The 19391-nt window shown below is 72.4% G+C and carries 15 protein-coding genes and 7 pseudogenes; 14 read left to right on the forward strand and 8 right to left on the reverse strand.

Going from position 1 to position 19391, the window contains the following annotated elements; translation table 11 throughout:
- Nucleotides 1-42: 42 nt before the first annotated feature.
- The 4 genes and pseudogenes from UG55_RS24150 to UG55_RS27875 all read right to left on the reverse strand — a co-directional run.
- Nucleotides 43-849, reverse strand: an 807-nt coding sequence (locus UG55_RS24150; protein ID WP_242425025.1) for a CoA ester lyase, incomplete at its 5' end; no start/stop codon positions are given.
- A 1-nt stretch (nt 850) separates the two neighbouring features.
- Nucleotides 851-993, reverse strand: a pseudogene (locus UG55_RS42675) (aldolase/citrate lyase family protein); the annotation flags it as partial.
- Nucleotides 994-1603: 610 nt separating this feature from the next.
- Nucleotides 1604-3076 carry a class I adenylate-forming enzyme family protein gene (locus tag UG55_RS24155; RefSeq protein WP_066073507.1) on the reverse strand — a complete coding sequence of 491 codons (1473 nt, stop codon included), beginning with the start codon at nt 3074-3076 and terminating at the stop codon, nt 1604-1606.
- 65 nt (nt 3077-3141) lie between these two features.
- Entirely contained in the window at nt 3142-3318 is a 177-nt protein-coding gene (locus UG55_RS27875) for a hypothetical protein (protein WP_242425026.1), read from the reverse strand.
- 107 nt (nt 3319-3425) lie between these two features.
- On the opposite strand from UG55_RS27875, the pseudogene UG55_RS48175 reads away from it, so the two are divergent.
- From UG55_RS48175 to UG55_RS48180, 3 genes and pseudogenes are all read left to right on the forward strand, one after another.
- Nucleotides 3426-3587, forward strand: a pseudogene (locus UG55_RS48175) (hypothetical protein); the annotation flags it as partial.
- Nucleotides 3557-3712 (forward strand): hypothetical protein, encoded by a 156-nt coding sequence (locus UG55_RS29270; RefSeq protein ID WP_157901557.1) that lies wholly within the window; start codon nt 3557-3559, stop codon nt 3710-3712. The pseudogene UG55_RS48175 and the gene UG55_RS29270, both read left to right, overlap by 31 nt.
- Nucleotides 3713-3864: 152 nt before the next feature.
- Nucleotides 3865-4059: pseudogene (locus UG55_RS48180) on the forward strand (GlsB/YeaQ/YmgE family stress response membrane protein); the annotation flags it as partial.
- 37 nt (nt 4060-4096) lie between these two features.
- Here the strand turns inward: UG55_RS48180 and UG55_RS24165 are convergent.
- The gene (locus tag UG55_RS24165) at nt 4097-5062 is read right to left on the reverse strand and encodes a TIGR03564 family F420-dependent LLM class oxidoreductase (RefSeq protein ID WP_066073515.1); all 966 of its coding nucleotides are present in this window, start codon (nt 5060-5062) and stop codon (nt 4097-4099) included.
- Nucleotides 5063-5216: 154 nt separating this feature from the next.
- On the opposite strand from UG55_RS24165, the gene UG55_RS24170 reads away from it, so the two are divergent.
- From UG55_RS24170 to UG55_RS24185, 4 genes and pseudogenes are all read left to right on the forward strand, one after another.
- Complete coding sequence (locus UG55_RS24170) at nt 5217-7037, forward strand: M3 family oligoendopeptidase (RefSeq protein WP_066073518.1); 1821 nt, start codon at nt 5217-5219, stop codon at nt 7035-7037.
- 988 nt (nt 7038-8025) lie between these two features.
- A pseudogene (locus UG55_RS42680) lies at nt 8026-8284 on the forward strand (cytochrome P450); the annotation flags it as partial.
- Nucleotide 8285: 1 nt separating this feature from the next.
- Nucleotides 8286-9315, forward strand: a pseudogene (locus UG55_RS24180) (cytochrome P450); the annotation flags it as partial.
- Nucleotides 9315-9503, forward strand: a complete 189-nt coding sequence (locus UG55_RS24185) for a ferredoxin (RefSeq protein WP_066073527.1) — start codon at nt 9315-9317, stop codon at nt 9501-9503. The pseudogene UG55_RS24180 and the gene UG55_RS24185, both read left to right, overlap by 1 nt.
- On the opposite strand, the gene UG55_RS24190 is transcribed toward UG55_RS24185, so the two are convergent.
- Nucleotides 9490-10143 carry a TetR/AcrR family transcriptional regulator gene (locus UG55_RS24190; protein ID WP_128423165.1) on the reverse strand — a complete coding sequence of 218 codons (654 nt, stop codon included), beginning with the start codon at nt 10141-10143 and terminating at the stop codon, nt 9490-9492. The two genes, UG55_RS24185 and UG55_RS24190, sit on opposite strands and share 14 nt — an antisense overlap.
- A gap of 279 nt (nt 10144-10422) precedes the next feature.
- Here UG55_RS24190 and UG55_RS24195 point away from each other — a divergent pair, with 279 nt between their 5' ends.
- Nucleotides 10423-11286: an alpha/beta fold hydrolase gene (locus tag UG55_RS24195; protein ID WP_066073533.1), complete on the forward strand. Its 864-nt coding sequence runs from the start codon at nt 10423-10425 to the stop codon at nt 11284-11286.
- A 32-nt stretch (nt 11287-11318) separates the two neighbouring features.
- Here the strand turns inward: UG55_RS24195 and UG55_RS24200 are convergent, their stop codons facing one another.
- Nucleotides 11319-12179, reverse strand: coding sequence for an LLM class F420-dependent oxidoreductase (locus UG55_RS24200; protein WP_066073536.1), 861 nt, complete (start codon nt 12177-12179; stop codon nt 11319-11321).
- 185 nt (nt 12180-12364) lie between these two features.
- On the opposite strand from UG55_RS24200, the gene UG55_RS24205 reads away from it, so the two are divergent.
- The 4 genes and pseudogenes from UG55_RS24205 to UG55_RS24215 all read left to right on the forward strand — a co-directional run bounded on the left by UG55_RS24205 (nt 12365) and on the right by UG55_RS24215 (nt 16395).
- Nucleotides 12365-13522 carry an acyl-CoA dehydrogenase family protein gene (locus UG55_RS24205; RefSeq protein ID WP_066073538.1) on the forward strand — a complete coding sequence of 386 codons (1158 nt, stop codon included), beginning with the start codon at nt 12365-12367 and terminating at the stop codon, nt 13520-13522.
- Between the two features lie 772 nt (nt 13523-14294).
- Nucleotides 14295-15084: fumarylacetoacetate hydrolase family protein (locus UG55_RS48185; protein ID WP_396231003.1), on the forward strand; the 790-nt coding region annotated here is incomplete at its 3' end.
- A gap of 1 nt (nt 15085) precedes the next feature.
- Nucleotides 15086-15317, forward strand: a pseudogene (locus UG55_RS42690) (fumarylacetoacetate hydrolase family protein); the annotation flags it as partial.
- A 229-nt stretch (nt 15318-15546) separates the two neighbouring features.
- The gene (locus UG55_RS24215; protein ID WP_066073541.1) at nt 15547-16395 is read left to right on the forward strand and encodes an SAM-dependent methyltransferase; all 849 of its coding nucleotides are present in this window, start codon (nt 15547-15549) and stop codon (nt 16393-16395) included.
- Between the two features lie 81 nt (nt 16396-16476).
- On the opposite strand, the gene fabG is transcribed toward UG55_RS24215, so the two are convergent.
- Entirely contained in the window at nt 16477-17238 is a 762-nt protein-coding gene (fabG, locus tag UG55_RS24220) for a 3-oxoacyl-ACP reductase FabG (protein ID WP_066073544.1), read from the reverse strand.
- 379 nt (nt 17239-17617) lie between these two features.
- Between fabG and UG55_RS42695 the strand changes: the two genes are divergently transcribed.
- Nucleotides 17618-18178, forward strand: a 561-nt coding sequence (locus UG55_RS42695) for an RtcB family protein (RefSeq protein ID WP_396231004.1), incomplete at its 3' end; no start/stop codon positions are given.
- Nucleotide 18179: 1 nt separating this feature from the next.
- Nucleotides 18180-18841: pseudogene (locus UG55_RS42700) on the forward strand (RtcB family protein); the annotation flags it as partial.
- Between the last annotated feature and the right edge of the window lie 550 nt (nt 18842-19391).

Consider the following 19391-nt stretch of genomic DNA (forward strand, 5'->3'; position numbering starts at 1 on the left):
CGGCTCCTGTTTCGTTGATCTCGGCGGGATTCGGCGGACCACTCAGGCCGCGGGGGGCTCGAACGTGACGGTGCGGGTCAGCCCGGCGGCCCGGCCCTTGCCGGCGATCACCTCGGCCATCTTCCGGCTGGCCTCGTCGATCATCTCGTCGCCGAGCATGACCGCGCCGCGCAGGCCGCCGGCGGCCGAGGTGTAGAAGGCGTACGCGTCGAGGATCAGCTCGGCGTGATCGTAGTCCTCCTGGCGGGGGGCGTAGATCTCGTTCGCCGCCTCGATCTGGCCGGGGTGCAGCACCCACTTGCCGTCGTAACCGAGTGCCGCCGACTTCTTCGCCACCCCGCGGAACGCGTCCACATCACGGATCTGCAGGAAGGGGCCGTCGATCGCCTGCACGCCGCGGGCGCGCGCCGCCTCCAGAATCTTGAACAGGACGTAGTGGAACGGATCCCCCGGATAGTCCGGCGTCAACGCCCCCACCACCAGCGACGGCATGTTGATCGACGCCATGAAGTCCGCCGGGCCGAAGATGATCGTCTCGATTCGCGGGCTGGCGAACGCGATCTCCTTGACATTGGACAGACCGAGGGCGTTCTCGATCTGGGCCTCGATGCCGATGCGGCCGACCTCGAATCCCATCACCTCCTCGATCTGCGTGAGCAGCAGGTCGAGCCACTGCACCTGCGCCGCGGTCTGCACCTTCGGCAACATGACGCAGTCCAGGTTCGCGCCGGCCCCCTCGACCACCGTGACGACATCGCGGTAGGTCCACTTGGTGGTGAGGTCGTTGACCCGCACCACCCGGGTCTTTCCGGCCCAGTCGCCCTCGTTCAGGACCGAGACCACATTGCCNCGCGCGGACTCCTTCGCGTCAGGAGCGACGGAATCCTCGAGATCGCAGAAGATCTGGTCGGCGGGAAGGCCCTGCGCCTTGCCCAGCATCTTCGGATTGGAAGCCGGAACCGCCAGACAGGACCGGCGAGCACGCAGAGGCATTCTTCTCGAAAACTCCTTCGTCGGGCCGGGCCTCCCGGGCGCCCGGGAGGCCGGTTGTCACAGCTGCCGGCGGGCCGGGGTGCGACCCGGCGCGGCGGGCGGGACCCGCCACGGTAGTCGATGAGCACCGGCCAGTCGGGGTGGTCGGCGAGCGGAGCGGACGGGAGAGGACACCGTCACCCATGTCACCCTCCCCTCCGCGGCCGGTCACCGTACGCACCCCGAGGCACAGGCAAGGTCACCTGAAGCCGGGAATCCAACACCTTCCAGTGCCGGACTCAACACGTTCCGTCACACCGGGCAGGTGCCGGCGGGGCACGCTCCACACAAAATCAGGGCCCATCCGTGGCGTCGTGTCGGTGTGCCTGTAGTCACACTGGCACATGTCCCCGCCCCCGACGACCCGACCGGCGTACGACGGGCACACCCCCGACCGGATACGGGTGCATTCCTTCGCCGATTTCACCGGGCACCACCCGGAAGGCCGCGGCCGCGCCGCCCGGCGGCGGAATTACCGGAAAAATGACGCCCCGCAGAAGAAGGCCGTCAACTGGACCGCCGGTCCGTTTCGATTGTGTGCCGAAATGGCCGACCGGCCAGGCCGGGAAACTCAGCCGCCCCGGGCCGCCACCAGCGCGCCGCGGTTCACCTTCGTCGCCTCGCTGCGCGGGATCACATCCACCGTCTCGACCGTCTTGGGAACCTTGTAGGCGGCGAGCCGGCTCTTGGCGTAGGCGATGACCTCCGCGGCGGTGGGTGGGCGGGCCGGGTCGACCGGCTGCACGACGGCATGCACCCGCCGGCCCCATTCCGGGTCGCGCAGTCCGATCACCACGACGTCGAGAATCTCCGGATGGTCGATGAGCGCCATCTCCACCTCGGCCGGGAACACGTTCGCGCCGCCGGACACAATCATGTCGACCCGCCGGTCCACCAGGAACAGATAGCCGTCGGCGTCCAGATACCCGAGATCTCCGACGGTCTCGAAACCATCCGCCGTCCGGCGCAGCTGCGGTGCCTGCCCGAGATAGGTGTACCCGCCGTAGCCCGCGCCCGGGGTGCGCAGGTAGATCTCCCCGACCTCGCCGGGCGGCCGCTCGGTGCCGTCCGCCGGGTCCAGGATCCTTATCTCGGTGCCGCGCATTCCGCGGCCCACGCTGCCCGGCCGGCCCATCCATTCGTCACCGCGCAGCGCCGTGATGCCGATGGCCTCGGTCATGCCGTAGGCCATCAGAATCCGCTCGGCACCGATCAGCTTCGCCCACCGGTGGACCAGGGAGGGCGGCATCGGCGCCGCCCCCTGCATGATCCACTGAAGGCTGGACAGGTCGCGCCCCTCGATGTCCGGCAGGTCGGCGATGCGCTTGAGCATGGTCGGCGTCGCCGTGAAGGTGGTGATGCGGTGCCGCTCGATGACGTCGACGACGCGGGCCGCGTCGAACTTCTCCATCACCACGAGCCGGTCGCCGCCGAGCAGGCTGTAGAGGGTGGAGAAGCCGTTGGCGTGGTACATCGGCGCCAGCACCAGGATGACCTGCGGCCGAGGGATCGGTGCGGAGCCCCACAGATCGATGAAGGGCGTGGTGTAGCGCGGGTCGAACACCGCCGGGCGGGTGTTGAGGATCACCTTCGGGGTCCCGGTGGAACCGCTGCTGCAGATTCCGTTCATCTGCGGCGAGGTCGCGTCGGGCAGGTCCGGCACGGGCAGGTCGGCCGTGGCGTCGATCCAGGAGAGATCGCCGGGGCCCAGGTGCACCGGCGCGCCGACCGTCTCGCGCAGCCGGGAGAGCTCCCACTCCGGCAGGTCCCAGCGCACCGGGACGGGAACCGCGCCGAGCTTCCAGGCCGCCAGCGCACTCAGCACGAACTGCGGCGAGTTGCGCAGTCCGAGGCCGAGCAGGTCCCCGCTCCCCAGCCGGCGGGCGGCCAGGGCGCCCGCCAGCTGGCCGGAGCGGCGGTCCAGCTCGGACCAGGTGAAACCGGGTTCGGAGCCGTCCAGCGCGATGTGGCGTAAGGCCGGCTGCTCCGGGTGGGCACTGGCGAGCTGCCGGATCCGCCGCGCGTAGCTGACCTGGTCGTCCACAGCTTGTCCCTCCGTCGGTCCCGCCGGCCCCCGCGGAGGGACGATCTGGAAACCAAGTTGGAAACCTAACTGTTTCCCATGGTCGGAGGAAGTGCGGGAGGTGTCGGACCGAGGCCCGGGCCGAACCGCAGGGTGCGGGCCAGCATCCCCGGCGCCAGCAGCGTCGACGGCGGTTCGACCAGGTTGACCACGCGGACCAGCGCGCGGGCCAGGACCGGGTCCGCCCGGGTCGCGGCCTGCACCCGCGGGACGTAGGCATTGGCGGCAGCCGGAACTGCGCGATCACCTCCCGGATGGTTCCACCACCGCGTCGCCACAGGTCCGCAGGTAGCGCTCGACGACGTAGAACGGGCAGGCCGTCGCGATCACGGAGAACCTGCGGCTGATGGCCGGCCTGCCGGTGCCCCTCGTCGCGGTCGTCACCGGCGAGGGCGGCAGCGGCGGGGCGCTTGCCCTGGCCGTCGCCGACCGGGTACTGATGTGCGCGAACGCGATCTACGCCGCGCCCTCGGCGAGCTGCACGCGCGGGGACCGGGCGTGGTCACCACCACGGAGTTCCTGCTCGGCCTGCTCGACCACTCCCGCTTCGTCGCCGCCGAGCACGACACCGTCCTGGTGGAGAGCCTGCTGCTCTGACCCGGTGACGCCCCGCCGCCCCCGCCGCCCCCGCCACGCCCGGCGGGCATCGAGCCGCGAGCACGCCGGGCGGACAGCGGAGGAGAATCCATGGCATGGATGCACCGACCGGCATCATCAGCGCCATCGTCACCGGGCTCGTGATCGGGCTNCTCGGCCGGCTCGTGGTCCCCGGCCGGCAGGCGATCGGCTGCCTCATGACGATCCTCGTCGGCCTGGTGGGCGCCGCCGGAGGGCTCGCCATCGCCGAGGCCGTCGACGCCACCTGGCTGTTGACCCTGCTGCTCCAGGTCGGTGTCGCCGCCGTCCTCGTCCTGATCACCGCCTCGGCCACCGGCCGCAACTAGAGGCCCGGGCAGCCGCGGCAGGGACCCGGCGGACCCGTCAGAGCTCCGGGCAGAGCTGGGCGAGGAACTCGGTGGTCCGGCGGCGGGACTCGGCGCGGGTGGCCACGTCGGGCCCGAGCGGGATCACCCGGGCGCCGAGGTCGGTGACACCGGCCTCCCGGTACCGGCGCAGGCGGTCGAGGATGGCGGTCTCGTCCCCGGCGGCCATCACGTCCCCGATGCCGCGGGCGTCGCCGTGCTCCAGCAGCCGCACGTAGTTCGGTGAGAGCTCGGCGTGCCCGAGCGTCTGCTCGGCGTACTCGCGGGCCGCGTCCACCTCGCCGGGCGCGCACAACGCCACGGGCACCCCGGCGATGATCCGCGGCGCCGGCCGGCCGGCCTCGGCGGCCGCCTTCGTCAGCCGCGGGACCACGTGGTCGGCGATCGCCCGCTCGTCCGCCATCCACAGGATGGTGCCGGCGGCCTGCCCGCCGGCCAGCCCCAGCATCACCGGCGCGAGCGCGGCCAGCAGCACCGCCGGCGCGCCGACGGCGGCCAGGTCGGTGACATCGAGCGGGCTGTGCACCCGGAAGTTCTCGTTCTCGACGTCGACCCGCCCCCCGCCGGCGAAGGCCGCGTTGAGCACCTGCAGGTAGTCACGCACGAGGCGGGCCGGGCGCTCGTAGGGCAGGCCGAGCTGCTCGGTGACGATCCAGTGGTGCGACGGCCCGAGCCCGAGAGTGAACCGCCCGCCGCAGGCCGCCTGGGTGGACAGCACCTGCTGGGCCATCGCCACCGGGTGCCGCGACTGCAGCGGCACGACCGCCGTGCCCAGCTCGATCCGGCTGGTGGCCTGCCCCATCAGCGTGACGGCGGTGAGCGCGTCGAAGTATCCCGGCACCTGCGGCACCCACATCGAGGTGAAACCGTGCTCCTCGGCCGTTCGCGCGTCGGCGGCGAAGTTGGCCACCCGGTCCCGGGCGGGCCGGTCCCGGTCCGAGCCGATCATCGTCCCGATGCGCATCGTGTCAGCCCCCGAGGAGTCGTCGTCCCTGAGAAGTCGTGTTTTTGAGAAGTCGTGTTGCTGAGAAGTCGTCGCCGCAGGTGCGCCTGGCGCCCGCCCGCGCTCGGCGGTGCGCTGCGCGACGGTCCGGTGCGGCGGTCGGTAGCTTACGGCCATGACAACCGAGGCGCAGTCCGATCCGGCCCTGGATGTCGCGCTGTGGGACCTTGAGCCGCTGCTCGACGGCAAGGGTGCGAAGAGCGTCGACGCCCAGCTCGCCGACGCCCACGCGCGGGCCGAGGCGTTCGCCCGCCGCCACGCCGGCCGGGTCGCCGAGCTGGACGGGCCGGGACTCGTGGCCGCGACCGGCGAGCTGACGGCCATCTACGAGCTGGTCGGGCGGGCCAGCAGCTACGCCTCGCTGCGGTTCTCCACCGACACGGCCGACCCCGAGCGGGGCGCGCTGCTGCAGAAGGTGCGGGAGCGCGCCACCGCGATCGAGACGACGCTGCTGTTCTTCGGCCTGGAATGGGCGGCGCTGGACGACGACGTCGCCGAGCGGCTGCTGGGCGCCGACGGACTCGACCAGGCCCGGCACCACCTGCGGATGGAGCGCCGCTTCCGGCCGCACCTGCTCAGCGAGCCGGAGGAGAAGCTGCTGGCCGAGAAGGCGGTCACCGGCCGGGCGGCGTGGAGCCGGCTGTTCTCCGAGCAGGTGTCGGCGATCGAGGTCCGCGGCCCCGGTGGTGGCGACGGCGCCGGCGGCGAGCCGCTGGACGTCGCGCTGAGCCGGCTGGCCTCCGGCGACCGGGAGGTGCGCCGCGCGACCGCCGAGGCGGTCACCGCCGCGCTGGCGCCCGGGCTGCGCACCCGCGCCTACATCTTCAACACGCTGATCCACGACAAGGCAATCACCGACCGCCTGCGCGGCTACCCGACCTGGCTGACGAGCCGCAACCTCGCGAACGAGGTCTCCGACGCCTCCGTGCGGGCGCTGGTCGACGCCGTGCGGGACCGCTACGACATCCCGCGGCGCTGGTACCGCCTCAAGGCCCGGATCCTCGGCCTGCCCACGCTCGCCGACTACGACCGCACGGCCGCGGTCACCACCGCCGACGAGCGCTTCGGCTGGGAGGAGTCCCGCGATCTGGTGCTGGCCTCCTTCGGCGCGTTCTCACCGGAGATGGAGCGGCACGCCCGCAGGTTCTTCGACGAGAGGTGGATCGACGCCCCGGTCCGGCCGGGTAAGCGGGGCGGCGCGTTCGCCAGCTCCACCGTGCCGTCGGTGCACCCGTACGTCATGCTCAACTTCACCCATCGGCGCCGGGATGTGCTGACCCTCGCGCACGAGCTGGGCCACGGCATCCACTTCGCGTTGGCGGCGGGCCAGGGGATCCTGCAGCAGAACACGCCGCTGACCGTCGCCGAGACGGCCTCGGTGTTCGGCGAGACGATCGTCTTCAACCAGCTGCTGGCGCGGACGTCCGACCCCGAGCAGCGTCTCGCCCTGCTGGCGGAGGCGGTCGAGGGGGCCATCGCCACCGTCTTCCGACAGGCCGCGATGAACCGGTTCGAGGACGCCGTCCACACCGCGCGGCGCACCGAGGGCGAGCTGTCCGTCGAACGCCTCAACGAGGCCTGGACCGCCACCCAGCGGGAGCTGCTCGGCGACTCGGTCGAGATCACCGACGGGTACCGGACTTGGTGGAGCTACGTCCCACACTTCATCAGCACACCCGGGTACGTGTACGCGTACGCCTACGGGCAGCTGCTGGCCCTGTCGGTCTACCAGCGCTACGTCGACGAGGGCCCCGCGTTCGTGCCGCGCTATCTGGAGATGCTCGCCGCCGGCGGCTCCCGCAGCCCCGAGGACCTGGGCCGCATCGTCGGCATCGACCTGGCCGACCCCGGCTTCTGGTCCGCCGGCCTCGACCTCGTCGAGGCCCAGCTGCTGGCCGCCGAGACCGCCGCGCGCGACGCCGGCCGTCTCCGATAGCGCCGGCGACCCCCGCCCGGCGCGCCGATGACCGGTTCCGTCCGCGACTGGCTTCTTTCCGACAGGCGCGCCGCGCCCCGAACGCTACAGTCGCTTGCCGTGGATCACCCTGGAATTCCCGCTCCGCCGGTCCGGCTCGGCCCGCTGGCGGTGACCGCCGCCCTCGTCGTGGCCCTCGCCGCCGCGGGGTGCGCCGGCGATCCGGACGTGGGCGCCGCGCCGGCCTCCCCCGCCAGCACCGCCGCCCCCGCCAGCACCACGGCTCCGGCCGCCGGTGCCCGGGCGAACATCGCGCCGCCCACGGCGGCGCCGGCACCGATGCCGACGGCCGCCTACCCGCCACTGTCCCGGTTCGGTGAGGTACACGAGCTCGGTCACGCGGTGGCGGTCACCGACGGCGCCGCCGGCACCGTGCTGAGCCTGGACCGGATCGAGTACACCACCTGTCCGCTGCGGGCCGACGACCCCGATCCCTGCCTCGACGGCTACCGCACCAGGACCATCGAGGGCGAGCGACGGGACTTCGTCGTGGCACCCGAGGTCAGGTTCACGTACTGGGACGAGCCCGAGATCTACCTCACCGGCGGGCTCGCGAAGCTGCGGGAGTTCGTCGCGAGCCATCCGTCCAACATGGTCCTCCTTCAGCTCGACCCGGCCGGACGGGNGATCGCCGTCGGGCAGCCCTTCCTGCCCTGACGGCCCTTCCTCCCCCGTTTCAGGTCCTTGGTGGCACGACCGAAGACTACGGTCGACGCGGAAACGGTCGGGCTCGTCGAAGGCCCGCGGGTCCCGGTTGGCCGAGCCCAGCGAGTGACCCACGCCGATGCCGGCCCGCAGGCCGAGCATGACGAGATCGGCGAGCTCCACAGGCGGCGCTCCTGGTCAGGATGGTCGACGGTGACCGTCGGCGGCCGGACGCGTCGTTTGTCTCGCCCTCACCGGTGGTGCGAGACTTGGCCGCGAGGCCATGGAAGGAGCAACACGTACTGTGAGTGACCTTGAGGCACCGGACTACTTCCGCGACGAGAAGCTGGTCGCCGACCCGTACCCATTCCTTGAACAGATGCGCGGGCGCTGCCCCGTTCTGCGTGAGGAGCACCACAACGTGGTGATGGTGACAGGTTACGAGGAAGCCGTCGAGGTCTTCCACGATTCCGCGACATTCTCCTCGTGCATTTCGGTGACGGGCCCCTTCCCGGGCTTCCCCGTGCCACTCGAGGGAGACGACGTGACCGCGCTGATCGAGGNGCACCGGCACGAGCTGCCCATGAACGACCAGCTCCCGACCCTGGATCCGCCCACGCACACCGCGCACCGGGCGCTGCTGATGCGGCTGATCACGCCGAAGCGGCTGAAGGAGAACGAGGCCCAGATCTGGAGCCTCGTCGACCAGATGCTGGAGCCCTACCTGGCGCGCGGCGAGGGTGACTTCATCACCGGTTTCGCCGGCCCCTTCACCCTGCTGGTGATCGCCGACCTGCTCGGTGTGCCGGAGGAGGACCAGGAGGAGTTCCTCGACGCCCTGCAGCGCCGGCCCGAGGAGCGCGGCGGCGTCGGCAGCACCGGCGACGACCACCTTCAGCACAGCCCGCTGGAGTTCCTCTACACCCGCTTCGGCGCGTACATCGAGGACCGGCGCGCCAACCCGCGTGAGGACGTCCTGACGGGGCTCGCGAAGGCAACGTTCCCGGACGGTTCGACGCCCGAGGTCATCGACGTCGTCCGGGTGGCGGCGAACCTCTTCTCCGCCGGCCAGGAGACCACGGTGCGTCTCCTCAGCTCCGCGCTGAAGATCCTCGCCGAGGACCCCGAGCTGCAGGCGCTGCTGCGGCGCGAGCCCGAGCGGGTGGGCAACTTCATCGAGGAGACCCTGCGGCTGGAGAGCCCGGTCAAGGGCGACTTCCGGCTGTCCCGGGTGCCCACGACCGTCGGTGGGGTGGACCTGCCCGCGGGCACGACCGTCATGGTCGTGAACGGCGCGGCGAACCGCGACCCGCGGCGTTTCGAGAACCCGAACGTGTTCGACGTCGCCCGCCCGAACGCCCGCCACCACGTGGCGTTCGGCCGCGGCATCCACACCTGCCCGGGCGCGCCGCTGGCACGCGCCGAGGCACGCGCCGCGATCGAGCGGATCCTGGAGCGGACCTCCGAGATCCGGATCTCGGAGAGTGTGCACGGCCCCGCCGGCGATCGGCGCTACAGCTACCTGCCGACGTTCATCCTGCGTGGCCTGACACACCTCAACCTCGAGTTCACCCTGGCACCGAGGAGCGTGTGATGAGGGTTGTCGTCGACGAGGACCGCTGCTGCGGGCATTCCACCTGCTGCACGCTGTGCCCCGAGGTCTTCACGCTCTCCGACGACGGTTTCGCCGTCGTGACCCTCGACGAGGTGCCCGCCGACCTCGAGGACGTCGTCCGGGCCGCGGTCAGCAACTGCCCCGAGAAGGCCATCACCGCGAGCTGAAGCCCGCCGTCACGTCGGCGGCCGTCAGCGCCCGGCCGGGTAACGCCTCCCCCGGCCGGGCACGCAGACCGTCGAGGACGATCTCCCAGGAGCGTTCGTAGACGGCCTCCGCCGTTTCCGCCGGCATCCGGTGCACGACGTGCAGCAGCGTCGAGAACAGGTGGATGACGTCGCCGGCGCCGACGTCGGGGCGCAGCGTGCCCTCCTGCCGCGCGGCCTGCACGAGGTCCTCGATCTGGCCGACGAGCTCGCCGCGGATCCGCCGGATCTCCGGGTCCGCGCGGATCACCTCCGCGGTGGCGGGCAGGAAGCGGTCCGGCAGGCACAGCGTGAGCCGGAGCTCGGGTGACCCGCGCAGGCTCCGGAGCATCGCGTCCCAGGCACACCGCTCCTCCGCCTGGGCCGCGCGCGCCCTCGCGGCCATCGCGGCCAGGCTGGCACGCACCACCGCCAGAATGAGCGCCTCCCGGTCGGGGAAGTGCCGGTACAGCGTTCCGACGCCGACGGCCGCGAGCCGGGCGATCTCGTCCATCGGCACGTAGGGGCCGTCCTGGGCGAAGACCGTCACAGCCGCGCGGAGAATCCGGTCGCGGTTGCGGCGGGCGTCGGCCCGCAGCCGGGCCGGAGGAATCGTTCCCACCGCTGCCGGCTCCTCCATGGCGAAACCCCGTCCTGGTCCGAACCGTGATCCTCGCGTCCGCCAGATCGGGTCCTGGTGCTGGCGGTTCCGTCGATCGCGCTGCCGGCCCGTCAGGGCGACGGGTGCCGATCGGTATGGAGGATTATGCCGCCCACCGGCGGCACAGGGCCGCCCAGGCGCTGTCTGCGCGCAAACATCGCCGTACGGGCCGACCCGGCAGCGCGCCGGGGGGATCGGCAACGGTTTCTCGTGCCGGTCGATCCCACTACTGTCCGGCGGGTGGCATACGCGAACGTCAACGGGCTGCGCATCGGCTATGACCTCGTCGGTGCGGGTGACCGGACGTGGGTGCTGACCCTCGGCGGCCGTTTCCCCCGGCGGACCGCCGGGGTCACCGAACTGGCCGAGGCGCTGGCCGCGCAGGGCGGGCGGGTGCTGCTGTGGGACCGACCCAACAGCGGCGAGTCGGACCTGTGCCTCACCGGGCCCAGCGAGCCGCGGATGCAGGCCGACACCCTGGCCGCGCTGCTCACCCACCTCGACCTCGGGCCGGCGGTGCTGGCCGGCGCCACGGTGGGCACCCACATCTCGCTGCTGACCGCCGCGCATCACCCCGAGGTGACCGCCGGGCTGGCCCTGTGGTGGATCAGCGGCGGGGTGCCCGGCCTGATGGTCCTCGGCAACGCTTACTACACCGCCACCATCACCGCCGCCTGGACCAGCGGGATGGCCGCGGTGGCCGCCCTGCCGGAGTGGGCGCCGCTGGTCGAGCGCGACGCCGGCAACCGGGAGCGGCTGCTGGCCCAGGACCGGGACGAGTTCCTCGACACCATGCAGCGGTGGATGGCCGCCTATGGCCCGAAACCGGGCGAGGTGGTCCCAGGCCTGCCCGTCGAGCTCGCGCGGTCGGTGCGGGTGCCGGCGCTGATCTTCCGCAGCGGGAGCAGCGACCCGTTCCACCCGCGGGCAACCTCGGAGGCGCTGGCCGGACTGCTCCCGGGCGCCCGGCTGGTGGAGCCGCCGTGGGGCGACCGGGAGTACCTCGAACGGCAGGCCGAGATGGCCGCGACCGGGAGCCTGTTCGTCCGCTGGCCGCTGCTCGCCCCGGCGCTGGGGTCCTGGGCGAGCGAGGTGGGCGGCTGAGCCGGCTGGGCCCGCTGAGCCCCGGCCCGGGTCTACAGCAGCGCGGTGGCCAGGCGGCGCCACTGCGCGCGCGGGACCTCCTGCTGGTCGGCGAGCAGCACCTGCAGGCACACATGGTCGGCGCCGGCGGCCCGGTGCTCCTCGACGCGCCGGCGGACCGCCTCCTCGTCGCCCCAGGCGATCACCGCGTCGAACAGCCGGTCGCTCACCTCCGAGAGCTCCTCGTCGGTGAAGCCGAGCCGACGCAGGTTGTTCGCGTAGTTCGGCAGCTTCAGGTAGCCGGCCAGCCAGCCGCGGCCGATGCCCCGGGCCTCGTCGACGTCGGTGGCCAGGATGACCGTCTGCTCGGGCAGCACCAGCGGGCCGGGGCCGAGGCGCTCGCGGGCAAGCGCGGTGTGCTCGGGGGTCACGAGGTAGGGGTGCACGCCGCGGGCCCGGCTGCCGGCCAGGTCCAGCATCTTCGGCCCGAGCGCGGCCAGTACCCGGGCGTCGGCCGGGACGGGGGTGTCGGCCTTGTCCAGCCCGTCGAGGAAGGCGGTCATCGCCGCCAGCGGGCGCCGGTAGCGGCCGGCCTCGGCCGCGTCGATCAGGGGCGCGTGGCTGACCCCGATGCCCATCAGGAAGCGCTCACCGTGCTGCGCGGTGAGGGCGGCGTGGCCGGCGGCGACGTCCGCGGGGTCGTGCATCCACAGGTTGAGGATGCCGGTGGCGATGGTGGCCCGCTTCGTCGCGGCCAGCAACGCGCCGACCGCGTCCAGGACCGGGCCCCCCACGTCGGGAATCCACAGCGCCTCGAAACCCAGCTCGTCCAGCTCCGCGGCGGCGTCGGCGGCCTCCGCCGGATCCCCCCACCGCAGGTGGGCACTCCACACGCCAATGCCGGAAAGATTCATCGATGCTGTCCCGTCCACTCGTCCGTCGCGCGTCGCCCGCACTGGCTACTGTCACTCACCAGAGGTCGGACGCGATCGCGACCCCGATGTGTGTCGTCGGGCGTAACCCGCCGCCCAGGCTACGCGCCGGCAGGGTCCTTTTAGATAATGTATTTAATCTGGAAACCGTCCTGAATGGAGATCTCGTGCTCGATGACGATGTCCGTGAGATCATCTCCGCCACGCGGCGCTTTGTGCGCGAGCGGGTCGTCCCGGCCGAGGCCGACATCGAGCAGACGGACGCGATTCCCGCCGACCTGCGCCGCGAAGCCGCCGAGATGGGTCTGTTCGGCTTCGCCATTCCGGAGGAGTACGGCGGCCTCGGCCTTGATATGAGCGCCGAGGCCCGGCTCGTCTTCGAGCTCGGCTACACCACCCCCGCCTTCCGGTCGATGTTCGGGACCAACAACGGCATCGCCGGGCACGTGCTGCTGGAAGGCGCGACCGAGGAACAGAAGAAGACCTACCTGCCGCTGATCGCCTCGGGTGACTGGACGGCGTCCTTCGCGCTCACCGAGGAGAACGCCGGCTCCGACCCGGCCGGTCTCACCACGGCCGCGCGCCGCGACGGCGACGACTGGGTCATCAGCGGCGCCAAGCGCTTCATCACCAACGCGCCGCTCGCCGACGTCTTCATGGTCTTCGCCCGGACGGATCCCGACGCCGTGGGCGGGCGCGGCATCACCGCGTTCATGGTCGAGCGGGACGTGCCCGGCCTGAGCGTCGGCCCCAAGGACCACAAGATGGGCCAGTCCGGCGCGTGGACCGCGGACGTCCTGCTCGACGAGGTGCGGGTACCGGCCTCGACGGTGATCGGCGGCGCGGACGGGGTGGGCCGCGGCTACGCGACCGCCATGCGCTGCCTGGCCCACGGCCGCATCCACATCGCGGCGCTGTGCGTCGGGCTCACCCAGCGCCTGGTCGACGAGTCCGTCGCCTACGCGGCGAGCCGGGTCCAGGGCGGCAGCGTGATCGGCGCGCACCAACTGGTGCAGGGCCTGCTCGCCGACTCCGCGACCGACCTGTACGCGGCGCGGGCGCTGGTCACCGAGGTCGCGGCCCGCTTCGACGACGGCAGCGACACCAGGATCGGCCCGTCCTGCGCGAAGTACTTCGCCTCCGAGGCCGTCGGCCGGGTCGCCGACCGCGCCGTCCAGATCCACGGCGGCGCCGGATACATGCGCGGGGTGCCGGTCGAGCGCTTCTACCGCGACGCGCGGCTGTTCCGCATCTACGAGGGAACCAGCCAGATCCAGCAGATCGTCATCGCCCGCCAGCTGCTGCGCGACGCCGGGGTCCGCTAGCCCGTTTCTCGTGGATCTTGACCCGTGCGGGTGCTGAACTCGGGCGGGTGCGGGGGCGGGCGGGTTCTCGGCGGACTGCCCGCGCGGGCGCGGGGCGGAGGCGCGGGCGGGTTCTCGGCGGACGGCGCGCGCGGGCCCGAGGCGGGTGCGTTCGGTGATCTGACGATGGTGGTCGGTGTTTCGGGTGCGGGCGCGGGCGTGGCGATCGCGCGCCTGAAGGGCTCCTTGTGTCTCCTACGGAGACGTCTTGACGACCACGGTGACGCAGGGGCCGCAACCCCTGCGAGCGAAGGACACACAAAGCCCTTCAGCCGCTGTCAGCGAATCCTCGCGGACCCGCGCCGCACGGGTGGGCGACAGGCGCTGCGGGCCCTGTCGGCGCGCTGAAAGCCCAGGTAGCCCCGTTACCGCGGGAACCTGCCGGGTGCCGGCAGCCCCGTGGCCGCACCGCGGCGGATCTTCACCGGCCAAGGCGTCCGCAGGCGGGGCCGTGGACGTCGGTGGGCTGGGGCCGTGGGGTCCCGGTGCCAGCCCGAGGGCATCGTCGGCCGGGCCGCGCGGCCGGCCCAACGGCCGCGATATCCGTCTGATCAGACAGCTGTGTCACCCGGGGCTCGCCTTAGCGAGGGGTCCGCGCCCTGGGCCGGCGGCACCGTCCGGCGGCACAATGCCGAGGGCGGCGGCTCGTCGCCGATCGACCGGCGTTCGCCGCCGAACCCGGTGACGAGGCGCCGGGTTCGGCGGGAGACCGGCTGACGGAAAGGCGCGGTGGATGCGGTTCGTGGGCGTACGTGACGGCCGGCGAGTGCTGATCGGCTGTCTCCTCGATGCCACCGCGGGCGACGGCGGTGGCGGTGGCGGTGGTTCCGCCGGCACCGGTGGTGGCGCGGGCGGTCGGTACCGGGTGGCCCGGCTCGCCGAGGTCGACGAGTTCTACGCGGACCTGCCGCGCTGGACCGCGGCCGCCCGGGAGATCACCGCCGCGAGCCGTCGCCGTGCCGAGCATGAGGGCGCCGGCGAGGACGCGGGTGCGGGCAAGGCCGGAGCCGCGGTCGGGGTCGTGGCCGGAGCCGCGGTCGGAGCCGGAGCCGGGGCCGCGGCCGAGATCACCGAGATCACCGAGATCGATCTTCTCCCGCCCGTACCAGCCGGGGCCCGGATCCTGGGCATGGGCCTGAACTACCACGCGCATGCCGCCGAGACCGGCCTGGAACTGCCGAAGAAGCCACCGATCTTCGCGCGGTGGACGGCGTCGCTGGCCGTGGAGGGCACGCCGGTCCCCGTCCCGCCCGGCGAGCGCGGCCTGGACTGGGAGGGTGAGCTGGCCGCGGTCGTCGGTGCCCGGCTGACCGACGTCGACGAGGAGACGGCCCTGGCCGGGGTGTTCGGCTACGCGGCGTTCAACGATCTCAGCGCCCGCCGGGCCCAGGGAGCGTCCGCGCAGTGGACCCTGGGCAAGAACGCCGACCGCAGCGGCCCGATGAGCCCGGTGGTCACGGCCGACGAGGTCGGCGACCCGGGCCTCGGCCTGCGGCTGGTCACCCGGGTCAACGGCGAGGTCGNGCAGGACGGCGACACCAGCGACATGATCTACAGTATCGGCCGGATCCTGTCGTTCGTGAGCCGCACGCTCACGCTGAACCCCGGGGACGTCCTGATCACCGGAACTCCGGCCGGGGTCGGCTACATCCGCCGGCCGCCGCGGTACCTGGTTCCGGGGGACGTCGTCGAGGTCTGGATCGAGCGGGTCGGTTCCGTCCGTAACCCGATCGTGGACGCGTCCGCACGGCCGTGACGCGCTGTGCCCGCGCGGGTGCCGGCGAAATGTCCTGGTGACGGCGACTGCCGCATGTCCGGAACCTACCCAGAGGTCCTATGATGTGCCGCGTAGAGCCGGTTTCCTCACGCAGGGCGACAATCGCGGCCACCACTTCAGCCAGGGACCCGGGACCCGCAACCCGGACCCGGCCGGCGGACGCATCCCGGACAGACCACAGCGACGACCACAGCGACGAAGGAGTCCCATGAGCCAGGACCAGGCGGCACAGCACCCCTTGGCGCGCGCTGTCAAGGAGCCGCCCGCCGACTGGAGCCCGCAGGGCATCGACACCACGGTCCCCAGCATCGCCCGCGTCTACGACGCCATCCTCGGCGGCAAGGACAACTTCCCCGTCGACCGGGCGGTCGCCGAGGAGCTCATGCGGCTCGCCCCCCGCGGCCGGCAGTCGGCCCTGTACAACCGGGCGCTGCTGGGCCGGGGCGTGCGGCTCATGGCACAGCAGGGCATCCGTCAGTTCATCGACCTCGGCTCCGGTCTGCCCACGGCCAGCAACACCCACCAGATGGCGCAGAGCGTGGCCCCGGACGCCCGCGTGGTCTACGTCGACAACGACCCGATCGTGCTCGCGCACGGCCGCGCGCTGCTGGCGGAGAACGACCACACGACGGTCGTGACGGCGGACTTCCGCGAGCCCGAGCAGGTGCTGGACCACCCCGACCTGACCGCGTTGATCGACTTCGACCAGCCGGTGGCGCTGCTGCTGTTCGCCGTGGTCCACCACATCGAGGACGACGAGGACCCCCAGGGGATCCTCGCCGCCTACCGCGACCGGCTGGCCTCCGGCAGCCACCTGTTCCTGACGCACTTCGTGACCCACGGCGAGGAGACCGCCGAGCTGGAGAAGGTCATGCTGGCCGATCTCGGCCGGGGCCGGTTCCGCACCCTGGCGGAGATCACCACCTTCTTCGACGGATTCGACCTGCTGGAGCCCGGGGTCGTCTACAACCCGCTGTGGCGCCCGGAGGAGCCGGTGGCCGATCCGCTCACCCTCACCGAGCGGCTGGTCGCCGGGGGCCTCGGCCGCAAGCCCTGATCCGCCGGGCGGCCGGTGTCGCGGTGACGGATGCCCGGCGCCTGACCCTCCCGGAGGTCAGGCCTTCGGGCCACCGGCGGCTCAGGCCTTCGGGCCACCGGCGACATAGATGACCTGGCCGGAGACGAACCCGGACTTCTCGCTGACGAAGAACGACACGGTGTTCGCGATGTCCTCGGGCTCGCCGACCCGTCCCACCGGGATGTCGGCCGCGCGCGCGGCGGCGTACTCGTCCCACGACCGGCCCAGGCGCTCCGCCGTCGCCCGCGTCATCTCCGTGGCGATGAGGCCGGGCGCCACCGTGTTGCAGGTGACTCCGAACTTGCCGAGCTCGATCGCCACCGTCTTCGTGAAGCCCTGCAGACCGGCCTTCGCCGCCGAGTAGTTCGCCTGACCCCGGTTCCCCAGCGCCGAGGTGCTCGAGAGGTTCACGATCCGGCCCCACTTGGCCTCGACCATGTACTTCTGCACGGCCCGGGTCATCAGGAACGAGCCGCGCAGGTGCACGCCCATGACGGCGTCCCAGTCACTCTCGGTCATCTTGAAGATCAGGTTGTCCCGGGTGATGCCGGCGTTGTTCACCAGCACGGTCGGCGCGCCGAGCTCGGACGCGACCCGCTCGACAGCCGCGGTCACCTGGTCGGCGTCACTGACGTTCGCCCCGACGGCGATCGCCGTCCCGCCGGCGGCGACGATCGCCTCCGCCGTCTCCTTGGCCGCGCTCTCCTCCAGGTCGAGCGCGGCGACGGCCAGCCCATCCGCCGCGAGCCGGCGGGCCGTGGCGGCGCCGATGCCGCGCGCGGCCCCCGTGACGATCGCGACGCGGTTCTTGACAGCGGACATGGTCAGCTCCTCACACTTTGCGCGTTTTGCACGATTTACGCTTGGCGCACTCTGCGCGATGCGCGCCGCGCACCCGGGCGCACAGGACGGACGCCCCGGGTCAGATCCGGTCGTTGGCACCGGAGTCTTTCACCGCCGCCCCCACCGGCGCACCCGGACGACTATCCGGGCACCCGGACCCACACCCCGCCGGTCGGGACGCCACGGCACCCGCCGGTCGGCCGGAGTGGCTCCGCGGCAGCGGAAATTCGCTGGCCAAGCCAGACAGAACGGGCGATCGTTGATCTCACCACGGTCGCGGTCCGCACACCTGGGATGACAGTGCGGCCAGGATGACAGCGCGACCGAACAGTGCGACAGGAAAGATAGAGAGGTCACCGTGCCCCCCATTGGCGAGCTGGCAGGAGCGGCGGCACCGGTCTGGATGTGGACCCGCCCGCAGGAGGTCGAGAGCGCGGCGCTCGACCAGCTCCGTACCATCGCCGACCTCCCCTACGTCCACCACCACGTCGCCGTCATGCCGGACGTCCACCTCGGCAAGGGCGCCACGGTCGGTTCCGTGATCGCGCTGCGGGACGCGGTCTCGCCCGCGGCGGTCGGCGTCGACATCGGGTGCGGGATGGCCGCGCTGCGGACCAACCTGACCGCCGCCGACCTGCCCGACGACCTCGGGCCGGTGCGGTCCGCGGTCGAGCGGGCCATTCCCGTGGGCCACCGCGGGCACTCCGAGATCACCCGGCGGGTGCGCGGCTATGACGAGCTCTGGAGCGCCTTCGGCGACCTGCACCCGGGTGTCTCCGGCCGCAGCGGGGCCATCGACCGGGTGATGGCCCAGATGGGCAGCCTCGGCTCGGGCAACCACTTCGTCGAGCTGTGCCTGGACACGGCCGACACGGTGTGGCTGATGCTGCACTCCGGATCGCGCAACGTGGGGAAGACCNTCGCCGACCTGCACATCGCCGCGGCGAAGAAGCTGCCCCACAACTCCGGGCTGCCCGACCGGGACCTCGCGGTCTTCCTGGCCGGCACCCCCGAGATGGCCGCCTACCGCCGGGACCTGGCCTGGGCCCAGGCATACGCCCGGCACAACCGCGACACGATGCTCGCCCTCTACGTCGAGGCCCTGCGGGCGCACTTCCCGCACCTGCGGGTGCCGACCCCGCCCGCCGACGGCCCGCAGGCCGACGACGCCGCCTTCGCCGCCGTGAACTGCCATCACAACTATGTCTCCGAGGAGCACCACTACGGCGCCGACGTCCTCGTCACCCGCAAGGGCGCCATCTCCGCCCGGGCCGGCGAGTACGGCATCATCCCCGGCTCGATGGGCACCCGCTCCTACATCGTGCGCGGGCTGGGCAACCCCGAGTCGTTCCACTCCGCCTCGCACGGCGCCGGGCGGCGGATGAGCCGGACCCGCGCCCGCAAGGAGTTCACCACCGACGACCTCATCGCCCAGACCAGCGGCGTGGAGTGCCGCAAGGACCCCGGGGTCCTCGACGAGATCCCCGCCGCCTACAAGGACATCGACACGGTCATCGCCTACCAGCGCGATCTCGTCGACGTCGCCGCCGTCCTGCACGCCGTCCTGTGCGTGAAGGGCTAGCGCGCCACCCGCGAATTCCGGCCCGTGCGGGTGCTGGGCGTTGCGGGGGCAGGCGGGTGCTTGGCGACCCGGGTCCGGTGGCGCTGGCTGACCCGGGTCCGGGGCGGTGACCGACCCGGGTCGGGTGGTGGTGCCTGCCCCGGGGCGCCGGGGTGACAATTCCGTCTGATCGGACGGGGCACCCCGGGTTCGGAGCCGGCCCGGGAGGCCCGACGGGCGACCGCCCCGGGCCGGTACCGGGACACCACCGGCCCAGCCCTTCCGGCGTCCAGCACCCCGCCCGCGGGCACCTCGGCCCGCGAACACCCGCCCGGCGCACGGCCACCGGGCCGCCGCACCCGGCGGAACCCCGCCGCAACACCGCCACCAGGGCTTTCAGAGCCCGCACAGCCCCGAAACACCCCCCATCCACCCCCGCGCCGCCCGTCCGCGAGTATTCGCCGACAGCGACTGAAGACCTCGTGGTGTCTCCGCTCCCGGAGAGGTTGCGCCCCCTCCACCACCGGGGTTGTCAACACCTCTCCCGGAGAGACACCACGAGGTCTTCAGT

It is taken from the genome of Frankia sp. EI5c (assembly GCF_001636565.1).
In the GTDB taxonomy this organism is placed as follows: domain Bacteria; phylum Actinomycetota; class Actinomycetes; order Frankiales; family Frankiaceae; genus Parafrankia.

Excerpts from the sequence above, each read along its gene's own strand:
- UG55_RS24165 (WP_066073515.1), bottom strand. The coding sequence starts at position 5,062 with ATGCGCATCGGGACGATGATCGGCTCGGACCGGGACCGGCCCGCCCGG.
- UG55_RS24185 (WP_066073527.1), top strand. The coding sequence starts at position 9,315 with ATGAGGGTTGTCGTCGACGAGGACCGCTGCTGCGGGCATTCCACCTGC.
- UG55_RS24215 (WP_066073541.1), top strand. The coding sequence starts at position 15,547 with ATGAGCCAGGACCAGGCGGCACAGCACCCCTTGGCGCGCGCTGTCAAG.
- UG55_RS24200 (WP_066073536.1), bottom strand. The coding sequence starts at position 12,179 with ATGAATCTTTCCGGCATTGGCGTGTGGAGTGCCCACCTGCGGTGGGGG.
- UG55_RS24170 (WP_066073518.1), top strand. The coding sequence starts at position 5,217 with ATGACAACCGAGGCGCAGTCCGATCCGGCCCTGGATGTCGCGCTGTGG.
- fabG (WP_066073544.1), bottom strand. The coding sequence starts at position 17,238 with ATGTCCGCTGTCAAGAACCGCGTCGCGATCGTCACGGGGGCCGCGCGC.